The sequence below is a fragment of the Pseudoalteromonas sp. genome (assembly GCF_018402495.1).
Lineage (GTDB): Bacteria > Pseudomonadota > Gammaproteobacteria > Enterobacterales > Alteromonadaceae > Pseudoalteromonas.
In genome coordinates, this window is the sequence record NZ_JAGYIU010000003.1 from 351,898 (window position 1) to 364,348 (window position 12,451).

At 39.3% G+C, this 12,451-nt stretch carries 14 protein-coding genes; 10 read left to right on the forward strand and 4 right to left on the reverse strand.

Annotated elements, in window-relative coordinates:
• Positions 1-116 precede the first annotated feature (116 nt).
• On the forward strand, positions 117-2,075 hold the full coding sequence (locus tag KG708_RS11405) for a methyl-accepting chemotaxis protein (protein WP_213609887.1): 1,959 nt from the start codon (positions 117-119) through the stop codon (positions 2,073-2,075).
• A gap of 276 nt (positions 2,076-2,351) precedes the next feature.
• On the opposite strand, the gene KG708_RS11410 is transcribed toward KG708_RS11405, so the two are convergent.
• Positions 2,352-3,152, reverse strand: a complete 801-nt coding sequence (locus tag KG708_RS11410) for an ion transporter (protein ID WP_213610216.1) — start codon at positions 3,150-3,152, stop codon at positions 2,352-2,354.
• Between the two features lie 100 nt (positions 3,153-3,252).
• Here KG708_RS11410 and KG708_RS11415 point away from each other — a divergent pair, with 100 nt between their 5' ends.
• From KG708_RS11415 to KG708_RS11435, 5 genes are all read left to right on the forward strand, one after another.
• Positions 3,253-3,462, forward strand: coding sequence for a hypothetical protein (locus KG708_RS11415; protein WP_213609889.1), 210 nt, complete (start codon positions 3,253-3,255; stop codon positions 3,460-3,462).
• Between the two features lie 3 nt (positions 3,463-3,465).
• On the forward strand, positions 3,466-3,756 hold the full coding sequence (locus tag KG708_RS11420) for a hypothetical protein (RefSeq protein WP_213609891.1): 291 nt from the start codon (positions 3,466-3,468) through the stop codon (positions 3,754-3,756).
• A 131-nt stretch (positions 3,757-3,887) separates the two neighbouring features.
• Positions 3,888-4,082: a YwbE family protein gene (locus KG708_RS11425; protein WP_213609893.1), complete on the forward strand. Its 195-nt coding sequence runs from the start codon at positions 3,888-3,890 to the stop codon at positions 4,080-4,082.
• Positions 4,079-4,597, forward strand: a complete 519-nt coding sequence (locus tag KG708_RS11430; RefSeq protein WP_213609895.1) for a DUF4240 domain-containing protein — start codon at positions 4,079-4,081, stop codon at positions 4,595-4,597. Before KG708_RS11425 ends, KG708_RS11430 begins: the two co-directional genes overlap by 4 nt.
• 263 nt (positions 4,598-4,860) lie before the next feature.
• A complete protein-coding gene (locus tag KG708_RS11435; RefSeq protein WP_213609897.1) occupies positions 4,861-5,316 on the forward strand; it encodes a hypothetical protein in 456 nt (151 codons plus the stop codon).
• Here KG708_RS11435 and KG708_RS11440 read toward each other — a convergent pair.
• The 3 genes from KG708_RS11440 to KG708_RS11450 form a co-directional block, all read right to left on the reverse strand.
• Positions 5,313-6,569: a Y-family DNA polymerase gene (locus tag KG708_RS11440; RefSeq protein WP_213609899.1), complete on the reverse strand. Its 1,257-nt coding sequence runs from the start codon at positions 6,567-6,569 to the stop codon at positions 5,313-5,315. The genes KG708_RS11435 and KG708_RS11440 overlap by 4 nt on opposite strands.
• Complete coding sequence (gene umuD / locus KG708_RS11445; protein ID WP_213609901.1) at positions 6,557-6,970, reverse strand: translesion error-prone DNA polymerase V autoproteolytic subunit; 414 nt, start codon at positions 6,968-6,970, stop codon at positions 6,557-6,559. The genes KG708_RS11440 and umuD overlap by 13 nt, the downstream gene beginning before the upstream one ends.
• A gap of 81 nt (positions 6,971-7,051) precedes the next feature.
• On the reverse strand, positions 7,052-7,471 hold the full coding sequence (locus KG708_RS11450) for a MarR family winged helix-turn-helix transcriptional regulator (RefSeq protein WP_028834599.1): 420 nt from the start codon (positions 7,469-7,471) through the stop codon (positions 7,052-7,054).
• 102 nt (positions 7,472-7,573) lie between these two features.
• On the opposite strand from KG708_RS11450, the gene KG708_RS11455 reads away from it, so the two are divergent.
• The 4 genes from KG708_RS11455 (at position 7,574) to KG708_RS11470 (ending at position 12,404) form a co-directional block, all read left to right on the forward strand.
• Complete coding sequence (locus KG708_RS11455; protein ID WP_213609903.1) at positions 7,574-8,320, forward strand: siderophore-interacting protein; 747 nt, start codon at positions 7,574-7,576, stop codon at positions 8,318-8,320.
• A gap of 132 nt (positions 8,321-8,452) precedes the next feature.
• Entirely contained in the window at positions 8,453-9,445 is a 993-nt protein-coding gene (locus tag KG708_RS11460) for an LLM class flavin-dependent oxidoreductase (protein ID WP_213609905.1), read from the forward strand.
• Positions 9,446-9,669: 224 nt separating this feature from the next.
• Positions 9,670-10,665 (forward strand): DUF6363 domain-containing protein, encoded by a 996-nt coding sequence (locus tag KG708_RS11465; RefSeq protein ID WP_213609907.1) that lies wholly within the window; start codon positions 9,670-9,672, stop codon positions 10,663-10,665.
• A gap of 332 nt (positions 10,666-10,997) precedes the next feature.
• On the forward strand, positions 10,998-12,404 hold the full coding sequence (locus KG708_RS11470) for an alanine/glycine:cation symporter family protein (protein WP_213609909.1): 1,407 nt from the start codon (positions 10,998-11,000) through the stop codon (positions 12,402-12,404).
• Positions 12,405-12,451: the final 47 nt, after the last annotated feature.

Sequence of the window (12,451 nt, forward strand, 5' to 3'; positions counted from 1 at the left end):
GTGATTTCTAGCAAAGGTTAACAGGCTCTTGTTAGAGCGCTATTTTTATTAGGTTATTCCTTGCTCATTTGCTACCAACTTACTATATTCATAAAGGTTTCCTGTGGATTTACACTATGAATATATCAAAAAAATTAAAGCTCTCTTTTGCTTTGGCAATTGCACTTCCTTTACTTATTATCGCCGCTTTAGTGATATCGCAAACAAGGCAGCAAGCGCTGGATAATTTTGCTCAATTAAGTGAACGAGAGGCGCGTCAGGTCGATAATGCAATTACTATGTTTTTTGCTGAAATTGCAAAAAATGTTGATTATTTGGCCTCTCATAAAAATGTTATAAATGCACAGCGTGATGTAAAAACGCACATGGATGCCACTCGTGCTGTAATGCTAAATCATCCAAATCAAAGCCCAACAGAGCAAGCTGCGTTTAGGTTATTTGAACACTTTGGCCAAACACACCCAGGCCTAGCTTATATTTATATGGGTAACGAGCAAGGTGGTTATATTCAATGGCCAATGGGTGAGGTTAATGCAAATTATGATCCCCGTGAGCGCCCTTGGTATACCACAGCAAAAAATGCTAACGGTAAAACAACGCGTACAAATGCATATTACTGGGCTGCGGATGATTTAGTTATTGTGTCAACGGTTAAAGCGATAATGGATAATAATCGTTTTATTGGTGCTCAAGGTATGGATGTATCACTGGGCGGCCTAACCGATATTATTTCTAAGATCAAACTTGGCGAAACTGGCTACCTAATGCTCATAGAAGATAGTGGCAATGTGCTTGTTGACGTAAAAAACCCGAGTTACCTATTTAAAGATATTTCTTCTATTGCAGATGGTAAATATGCGCATCTGGCTAAAAATGCTAAAGGTTTATTTGATATAAATATTGATAACACGCAGTATTTAGCTAATATCTACACGTCAAAAAAGTTAGGGTGGAAGTTTATTGGGTTAGTTGAAAAATCGGAGGTTATGAGTGTAGCTAACACCATGGCTTATACAATTTTAGTGATTAGCGCTGTGCTGATCGGTATTTTTATTGCGATAGCGAGTTACATTTCTAAATTAATATCCGCGCCCATTGTTGAAGTGAGTGATGGTTTAACTGAAATATCACAAGGTGGAGGCGATTTAACTCAACGCTTGGCTATTAAAACTAATGATGAGACCGCTAAATTAGCCACTAGCTTTAATTTATTCTTGAACCTTATTAGTGAACTTGTTCAGCAAATTAATGACTGTGCGCAAAATGTGAGTAAGACCTCATCACAAACCTCATCACAAGCATCACAATTAACAAACTCTACCAGCCAACAGCAACAAGCATTAGAAATGGCGGCAGCGGCCATTAATGAAATGGCTGCCACTGCCAATGAAGTTTCTAGCAGCTGTGCTAATGCAGCAGAGCTTGCTACGCAAACTCAGCAGGCATCTGATTTAGGCCAATCGGTTATTACACAAACGGCCGAAAGTGTTATTAAATTATGTGAAGTTATTAATAATGCGTCTGCTGATATTAGCCAGCTTGACGCTGAAAGTGAAAACATCATGTCTATACTGAGTGTAATACGTGGTATTTCGGAACAAACTAATTTGCTTGCTCTTAACGCTGCTATTGAGGCTGCTCGCGCGGGTGAGCATGGTCGAGGCTTTGCCGTTGTAGCTGATGAAGTACGGGCATTATCGCAACGAACCGCTGAGTCTACAGAGGAGGTGGCTTCACAGCTTGATAAGTTGCGCAGTATGTCCTCTAAAGTATCTAAGGATATGGAGCGCAGTATTGAAACGACTAATAAAACCGTGGAACTTGCGCATTCGGCACAACACCAATTTAGTGAGATCACAGCATCTATAGTCAACATTAGTGATTTGAATACGCAAATAGCCACAGCTGCAGAAGAGCAACAACATGTTGCAGAAGATATAAACCGTAATGTAACAGAAATAAAAAATGCAGCAGATGAAGTGAGTAATATTGCAGTTACAACGAGTGAAAACGGCAATGAAATGAATCGACTGTCTTCTATACTGACAGACTTGGTAGGCAAATTTAAAGTATAAATAATAGGGAAGGTGAATACTTGCGCTTACTTTGGGTTGTTTAATCCGCATGAGGTTTGTAATTGTGCGGACTCGATAACGACTCATGCTCTTTATCACCCTTCATTTAGGCAACAATCGTTAATTGCTTTTAGGCAAAATCTTTCGAGCAGCGCCTGTTTGGTATTAATACTGCATTATTGTCTATTTATGGGAAATAACCATAAACTTAGCCTTGCTTAAATACCAAACAGGTTGCTGTAAATTTAACTTTGAAAGATAATTAGACTCTGACTTTTACTTTTTAAGTAATTGTTTTAACTCTGCTAATTGTATTTTTAGCTCCTCCACTTGCCCTTGCGTAGCCGGTAAGTCATCACTGTTTGTTTGCTCATCTCGAGCATTACGGTGCTCTTGTGACATTACCTCTAAAATAGTCCCTACCATCATATTTAAAAATATAAATGCGGTTAAAAAGATAAAGGTTAAGTAATAAATCCAACTTAAGTTATATACTTCCATTGTTTCGTACATCACGTCGGTCCAGTCTTCGAATGTCGCGATCCTAAACAAAGTCAGCATAGAAATAGATACATCACCCCATAAAAATGAATTTATATGAGCAAATAACATACTCCCTATAGCAGCGTAAATATAAAAGATAACAAACATAAGTAGCGCAATATAGCCCATTTGCGGAATGGCTTTTATGAGTGAGTTAACTAATAAACGCAGTTCTGGGATCATCGACACCAAGCGTAATACACGAAATATACGCAATAAACGCGCGATAAACACACTTGAGCCAGCAGCAGGGTATAAACTTCCGACTACAATAATAAAGTCGAATATATTCCAGCCTTTAGAAAAGAAATCTTTAAATCCTTTGCCAGCAAAATAACGAATAATGAGTTCGATTAAAAAAAACACCGTTATGCCCATGTCCATCCACTGCAAGGCACGTTCGGCTGTAGGATGTAAAGAATAGGTATGTGCGCCAACTGTTAGCGCTGATATAATAATTACAGCGATAACAAATGATTGAAAAACTTTACTTTTATCTATACGCTGAAACAGCTTTTGTAACTGCGACAACATCATAATTTACCCTTAACAGTTATAAATACAAAACCTGTGCAATATACAGCAAAAATAACGCAAGTGAGTAGTTTTCCCGTTAAAATATTAGGATTTTTGAATGTTAAATAAAAAGTTAAAATATCTACTCTCGCTATCGGTAATATTGCTTTTAGCAGCATGTAACAGTAATAGCCGCTACCATGAAATTCAATCAGCGCGCTTAGGTGAATGCAGTCACATGGCTGATAAACAATATCATGAATGTGTTAAACAACAGCAAGACAGTTACAAAGAATTTAAAGAACAACAGGTTCGCGAGCAGCAATAAACGATGACCAAAACCCAAAAGCAGCTAGATAAACGTATTCGTCAGCAGTTAACCCTCGCTTGTGAGCAAATAAAAGATACTGTGGAGGGCTTTAGCTTTCTTACTCACTCGGCTGATTTAAACAATCTACCTTCTAAGTTTAGAGTAAGCTGTTATTTTATTGATGATATTGCACTAGAGCAGGCTAAACAAAAAAATCAGCTAGATTACATCGAGCAGCTTATTTGTAATGCGTTAGCCAGCTTGAACATACATATTAAAGCCAATGCCATTTCATTTTCTAAGCAGCCATAATGTGTACGATGGGTTTTGTTTATTCTTCACATTAGCTTGAATTATGCATTTATAGGGCCTTTAAAAGCTTTAATATGGAGTGATTTTATTAAGCAGGCTATAATCCCAAAAAATTGTAATAGAGAAATAATATGGCTGTTCCAACACGTTCACAAATAACACCCGGTACTGAAGTAAACATTGTGCTTAAACAAGATCAACGCAGTGGCACTTTAACTAACGGTATCGTAGAGCGAATACTAACAAAATCGCCAAATCACCCGCATGGTATTAAAGTACAGTTAGAAGATGGCCAAGTAGGTCGGGTAAAAGAGATCCTTACATGAATGAACTTACCTTAACCGAGTTTTGGCAATTAGTGACGGTAGATGATCGAACGGCTGATCCAGACTCTGTTTGTCAATCGCTTAAGTTGGCACTGAGCGATTTAACCGATGAACAACTGATTGAATTTGATAAACAGTTTAGTATTTGTATGCGCCAAAGTTATACCTGGGATTTATTTGGTGCAGCATTTGTTATGGCTGGTTGTAATGATGAATATGGTTTTTCAGAATTTAGATGCTGGCTTATTTCTCGTGGTGAAGCAGTTTTTAAAGCCGCACTAGAAAACCCTGATAGCCTAGCCCAGTGCACCCCACTTTATTTTTTAAATGAGCAACCTTATCCGTACCTAGATGAATATGATTTAATTGCAGGCTTTTTATTTGAAGAGCGTAACGATGATGAGTTACCGTTTATCCCATCAGGGCTTGAACAACCTAAGGGTAAGCGTTTTAAAGATAAGCCTAAGTTTTTAAAACAAAGTTACCCGCAGTTATTTGCTAAGTACTGGCAATAATCGACCATCTTTGACTTTGAATGCATTACTTAGGGTTTATGGGTAATGCATTTTCTTTCCCTTTTATGTAATAAAGCTTACGCCTAGTTTAATCGTATTTGTTGTTAGCTACGTATTTTAAGTTAGTATTTACGCAGCTGCTTATAGTAAGACAACTTCACATCTTTTATAGTAAATCTCTGTTATAGTTAATATTATATAAAGCGACATAGCCAAGCATGGTGACAGTTGCTCATATTTGATACACGAGGATAGAGCCTATAATGAAACTTTTCACACTGGTTTTACTGACCATAAGCCTTTTTAGCTATCATGCCGTGGCAGGAATGAGTAATAAAGCTCGTTTCATTCCACTTTTAAAAACTAAACTGGGTAATTATGAGGTGACCTCCAGTAACTCTGGGTTATGTATTAATAGCCGATTGCAATTTAATAATGCGAATGACCCCGAACAAGGCTTTAGCTTAGGTAAAGAGATTTTATTTAACTCATTACATAATGGAACTCGCACTATTGAGCAGCCCAATTACTGTTTTATTACCAGTACGCTTAGGTATAAAACTGATGGGCTTGAGAATAGTTTAAGAATGAGCCGCTGTGATAATCCTATTCACGAAAAATCCATTAAACAAAGTATTACTTTTTTAACCGATAATAGGCTTAAATACACATTAGATAACCCAAGTGTAGAATGCGAATTTATTAAAGTGGCAGACTAACACTGTATTTTTGGAATATCGCGCCAACGAGTCGTGTATTGCGGCGATAAAAAAGCCCTGTTCATATGCCAATGATCATTTAGTTGGCTGCTCGCCACACTAAGCATTCCTTTACCGTATCTATGGTTAATAGCATCTAAACAGCTCATTAGCTGTGGGTTATCGGTTTGCTTATCAAATAAATGATGCTGCTGAAACTGCTGCGGGCTGAGCTCTAATGCGCCCACACCACATTTATAAAATCGAATTCCCGGTTGATATATTTGCTCAAAACTCTTTGATACCGCACCTGCTATAACGCGGGTATCGTTAGTAGGCGGATCAAATTGATGCATAACTGACTTTTTATAAAAGGCGTGTTCATGTGATGAGCTGGCCGCAAAAATATAAATACGATGAGTTAGCGATTGTTGCGCTCTTAATTTTTGTGCAACTACACTAGCATGATTTATTAGGGCGGTTTTAACTGCATCGGGGTCGCAAAGTCGCTGACCAAAACTACGAGTTGAAAAAATAGCTTGTTTATCTTGGCGTACATCATCCCAGTTTAAACAGGTAATGCCGTTGAGCTCGTTAATTGTGCGCTCAAGCACCACACTAAATTGGCGACGAATAGTTTTTGGGCTTTGTTCAGCCAGTTGCCACGCGGTATGAATGTCCATGAGAGCCAGCTTTTTAGCTAAACGTTTGCCTACCCCCCAAACATCTTGGCATTGCATTCGTTGTAAAATAGTGCGGCGACTTACTTCATCGTCAATCACTGCAACACCATTAAAGCCAGTTAGTTTTTTAGCTGCATGATTCGCGGCTTTGGCTAAGGTCGGTGTTGGCCCAAAGCCAACTCCAACAGGGAGTTTGGTTTCACGCCATACTGTACGTCTAATTAGCTGCCCGTATTGGTGCCAATCGGTAATTAATGGCTGATAACCATTAAAGTGTAAAAACGATTCGTCAATACTGTAAACATGCTGGGTGTCACAAAAGCGGCCAATTACACTCATCATCCGGTCGCTTAAATTAGCGTATAGTTCATAGTTACTAGAGCGCACAACCACATTGTTTTGTTCTAGTAACTGCTTAACTTTAAAATAAGGGCCAAATTTAGGAATATTAAGCTTACGCGCAATTGGGCAGACCGCACACACACAGCCGTCATTATTGGTAAGCACTACCACAGGCTTTGAGCGAATGGCGGGGTCAAATACTTTTTCGGCACTGGCATAAAAAGCAACCGCATCCACTAAGGCATACATGTTAGTAACTCAGGGCTTTGTCGATGCAGCCTAATCGAGCGTGTAACCACGCCTTCAAGCTGAAACTCATCAGACTCAGTCAATTGCACCGGCTTATAAGCAGAAGAGGCCGATAGCAGACGCGCATTGGTTTTATCAAGTAACTTACATACAAATAAACCATTTAAATTAGCTACAATAACATCACCATCTTTTGGTATTTCAGCGCGGTCAACCAACAGTAAGTCGCCCTCAAAAATACCAATTTCTTGCATAGAGCACCCAGACGCTATCCCAATAAACGTGGCATCAGGGTGCTTTATTAATAACTCATCAAGTGAAACGCCAAGCTCTGTATATTGTGCTGCAGGTGACTCAAATCCGCATACACCGGCCTCTATATAAATGGGAATAACAAACATAAAACAACCTAAAACGCATATACTGTATAAGTGTACAGTATATGCGTTTTATATAAGTTATGCCAAGTAATGGATCTGCGATCAATCCATATTTTTGATCATTTGCTGAGCTGTATCTAAGAAGTCATTGATTTGCTGTGGGTTTAAGTTTTTACACATTTGCGCATTTACATGCTGCTCAGCGTTTAATAATTTGTCGTAAAGCGTGCACCCTTGTGCGGTAAACGACAGAATAAAACAACGCTTGTCATGCTCACTGGCATTTTTATGAATTAAGTTTAGCGCGAGCAGTTCTTTCACTAATCGTGCTATTTGGGCTTTGTCGCGTTGGGTTTGATTCACAATATCGTTAGCAGTGCACTGAGGTGTCGCTGCAATAATATGCAGACAACGCACATGCATCGCGTTTAATCCAAGCTCACCTGCATTAATGGCTTCGCGTATGGTAACGCGATAATTTTGCATTAAAGCAAATAATGTATTGGCCAATGAAGAGTTCATAATAAATCCATAATGGTTGACAAAGTCAATTAAATTGCTATAGTTGATTTTATCAACCAATGGGGCGTTGTGCAATTCATCATTTTAGTGAGGTAAATTTATATGGGTAAAAAAGTACGCAAAGCAACCGTATTAAGCACAAAGCAAATAACCCCACATTTACAACGCATTATTGTCGGCTCAGATGAGTTTAACGACCTGAGTGCCCAATACATTGGTAACTACGTTAAGGTGCTTATTCCACAAAATGGCCGCGTTGACTTTAATATTAAAACTACGTGTATGCGTTCATACACTATAAGACATGTTGATGAGCACACTGGTGCACTTACCCTCGACTTTGTGATAAATATGCACCAAGGTCCAGCAACTAATTGGGCTAAAGAAGCAAAAGTAGGTGATAAACTAGGTATAGCAGGGCCTGGCCCTAAAAAGTTGGATAACTATGAGCACCCACATTATATATTGCTTGGCGATTTAACTTCGGTTAATGCAATTAAAGGCTACGTGCAACAATTGCCTATAAACGCAAAAATTGACGCGATTATCCATGCACCAACAGATGATGATGTGATCAGCTTAGAATCTTCGCGTGATGTAACTTGGATAATAACAAATAACCCCAATACAGATATGATACACGCATTAAAATCTGTATCGCTTAGTGAACAACCGCCTATTGTATTTATGGCACTTGAAGCCGGATTAGTCCGTAAAGCAAAAACTATATTAACTGATGAATTAGCTATACCGCGCAGTCAAATTGTTGCATCGGGCTATTGGAAAAAAGGGCTTGATTCAGAAGCCTATAAACTAAAGCGTCAACACGCTGCCGCTAAAAATAGCTAACTTAATTGTTGAACGCTATTTAGTTTTTAAAAGGCAAGGCGTCTTGAATTGACTGTAATGCACACCCATCTCTTACCGTAGACTCATTATTTATGGTTAGCGCGCATTGCTATTTAATCTGGAGGTGCTACTTTGTTATCAACCATTCCTTTTTCGTTATTAGAACTGGCGCCTATGACCAAAGGTGCCACTGTGAGTGACACCTTAAATAAAAGTACAGCCTATGCACAAAAAGCTGATGAACTCGGTTTTAACCGTTTTTGGTTAGCCGAGCATCATAATATGCCTGGGATTGTTTGTGCGGCTACTTCAATTTTGGTGGGGCATATAGCCGGAAACACTAAAAAAATACGAGTAGGGTCGGGTGGAATTATGTTACCTAATCATGCTCCTTTAGTTGTTGCGGAGCAATTTGGCACCTTAGAAAGTTTATATCCAGGTCGAATTGATTTAGGGTTAGGGCGCGCCCCAGGTAGCGATCCTGTGACAAGTCGTGCATTAAATAACGATATCAGCCGTGCTGAAAACTTTCCTAATGAAGTGAGCGAGTTACAAACATTATTGGGCCCTTATGAGGGAACTAAGCGCGTGCGAGCAATACCTGGTGAAAACACCAATGTTCCCATTTGGCTTTTAGGCTCAAGTTTATTTAGTGCGCAACTAGCTGCTAAAAAAGGCCTCCCCTATGTATTTGCGGGGCACTTTGCACCGCGTTTTGTGCATGATGCAATAGCCTTGTATAAACGAGAGTTTAAACCATCAAATGTATTAGCTAAGCCTTATGTCATGCTGGCATTACCTTTAGTGGCTGCAGATACAGATGAAGAAGCACAGTACTTATCAACTACATCCAAGCAGCGGGTGTTATCGTTAATTAGAGGCGACGAGTTGTGGTTAAAACCCCCAGTAGAAACAATGGAAGGTTTGTGGAGCGAACAAGAGCGCGCTCATGTTGAGAGCTTTTTAGGGTTAAGTGTTACCGGTGGACCAGCCAGTATTAAACACAAGTTAGAAATGATTGTAAATCCATTAGGGGTCGATGAGCTTATATTCACCAACGACTTATTTGATAATGAAAAACGCCATAAAGCGCTTGAAATTTTAATGCAAATAAAACACGGATAAGCATTTGGTTAAGCAAGCGTACACTCAACGCTTGTTATGCTGTTAAACAGATTAAAGTTAATTGAGTCGTGGCCATTTTACATTATTTTAAAAAGTGGCAATGAAAAAGTTTATTCTGTTTTTTCAATAGAACTGATTTAAACAATCAATTTTAATTATGAATATTGAACGATTATTATAAGGGTATGCAACACAATTCAGCTAAATAAATAGGAAGGTAAAGCGTGAAATCTCAAAATAGTACGACACTCCATTCATGCAATAACTCAGTGCAACCAAAAGTAGCGCTGATAGCAGAAGGTGGCGGACAACGAGGGATATTTACCGCGGGTGTACTCGATGCCTGGCTAGAGCAAGAGTATGATCCATTTGACTTATTTATTGGCACATCTGCAGGCTCTCAAAACTTAACGAGCTATTTGGCGCGTCAAAAAGGCTATGCTAAACGCCTGATCAGAGGCCTTTCGCGTCATAAACGTTTTTTTCAATTAGGTCGCGGCTTAATGGGTAAACATATTGTTGACCTAGATTGGTACTTTGATAAAACCACCGAAGTAAACAGAGCGCTTGATTTTAAAACTGCAAAAGCCAGTTTAGGTGACCGTGAGCTATTAATTACTGCAACCAATGCCCGTGATCGCAAACCTTATTTTTTATCCCCAACAGGGGAAGGCCAACAATGGCGAGAGCTATTAAAAGCGTCAAGTGCACTGCCATTTTTATATAAACAAGGTGTAAAGCTAACGCCATGGTTAAATGCATTAGCCGCAAATGAATTAGGTAAGACCGAGATACAGTCAGAGTCTGATTTTTACTTAGACGGTGGCCTTGCCGCACCGCTTCCTGTACGCGAAGCCTATAATCGTGGCGCACGCAAAATTGTGGTTATACGCACCGTTGATGAAGCCTTTCAGGCTCAATCAGCATGGATAAGTAAATTAAAATCATTTGTTGAAGTATCTGGCTATTGCCCAAAAACAATAGACTACTTATTACAGCATGAGCAAGCCTACGAAGATGAGTTAGCATTTATTGCTAACCCACCAAAAGATGTAGAAATAATTCAAATTTTTGCAAATCAAAAGCTTTATAGTAAGTTATTAGGAAGTTCAAATGATGACTTACGATTTGACTATAAACTTGGTTTAGCAGCAGGCCATAACTACTTAAAAAACCATCACCCAGATCAGGATGATTATAAACACAGCTACATAGCGTAGCTGTTTGTTTATCAGCAGCAAGATAATAAATCAGCATTTACTGTGTTCTCATGGCAGTCATTTAGCCGTGAGAAATATTCGGTTTTTTACCTCGAAAATAATGCGCTAACGGTTATTAAAGCACGCGACTAATTCCTTTCTAAAACATTCCTTTTACATCAGCAATTACACTGCAATATAAATTAGTTTGTTGGGTGAATTTATATTCACCAATAAAGAAAAATAATTCACATCTAATTAGCTTTATTATAAAGTGGCTAAGTCTCTACTAAACTTAAACACTCACGTCGCTAAATTAATAACGTGGCAAATAATAATAAAAAGGAAGCCTGATGTTCGACACGCTGATCAAAAGTGTAAATAGCCTTTTATGGGGCGAAGGCCAAGTACTCATTTACATTTTACTTTTTGCTGGCATATGGTTTTCTGTCCGCTTAAAAGCTATTCAACTCGTTAAATTTACACATATGTTTAGCTTGCTAAAAGGCAGCAGTAAGTGTGATAAAAATAACATTAGCTCTTTTCAGGCGTTATGTACGGGGCTTTGTGCGCGTGTTGGTACTGGTAATTTAGCCGGTGTGGCTGTTGCTATATCACTTGGTGGAAGTGGCGCCATATTTTGGATGTGGGTGATTGCCATACTGGGTATGGCGACTGGTTTTGCAGAAAGCATCCTTGGGCAAATTTATAAAATTCGTGATAGTAATGGCGATTTTAGAGGCGGGCCTGCCTATTACATTCAACAAGGTTTAGGCAGTCGTGGCTTTGCCATTGTTTTCGCTTTATGCTTATTTTTAGGTTACGGCTTTACCTTTAGCGCCATGCAAACCAACACCATTACCGATGCGCTTAATTATGCCTTTGAAATTCCCACACACTATTCCGGCATCGTGATCACTTTGTTAGCCGGTTCAATTATTTTAGGTGGATTTAAAGCCATTGCCCGTTTTGCTGAGCGAGTAGTCCCTGTTATGGGCATCGTGTTTGTGCTTGTTGCTGTGGTAATTACACTGATTAACTTTACCCAAGTACCCAGTATGCTAAAAGATATATTTTTATCCGCGTTTGGCTTACAAGAAGCAGGCGCAGGCGCCATGGGGGCGGCGATTAAAAACGGTATTCAACGGGGGTTATATTCAAACGAAGCAGGCGCAGGTAGTGTGCCGCATGCATCGGCAAGTGCCAGCCCCATCCCTAACCACCCGGTTACTCAAGGTTACATACAAATGCTAGGCGTGTTCTTTGACACCATTGTACTTTGTAGCTGTACCGCGGTTATTATTTTATTGGCCGATGTGAACATAAGCGGCGAAATGGAAGGCATTCGTTTAACCCAAAGCGCTATGACCTCACACTTAGCGCAAGGCGGCGTGTATTTTGTAGCCGCTGCCATTACTTTATTTGCTTTTACCTCGGTGGTTGCTAACTACGCCTACGCCGAAAGTAACCTCCACTTATTTAAGCTCGATAACAAAGTAGGGCGCGGTATTTACACTTTGCTTTATTTATCAATGATGTTGTGGGGCGCATCAGCCACCTTAAAACAAGTATGGGATTTAGCTGATATTGCTCTAGGGTTAATGACAGTAGTGAACGTAATCGCTATTATACTACTCACACCGACTATTTTGTCTGTTACTAACGACTACCACGCACAAAGAGACAAAGGCATAGAGCCTGAATTTAAGGTAAAAAACGTAAAAGTGCAGGGCAAATGTGAAGACGGAATTTGGGATTAAGATTAAAGTTTAAAAGTTATATATTGCATAAGTATTCATTTTAAGTT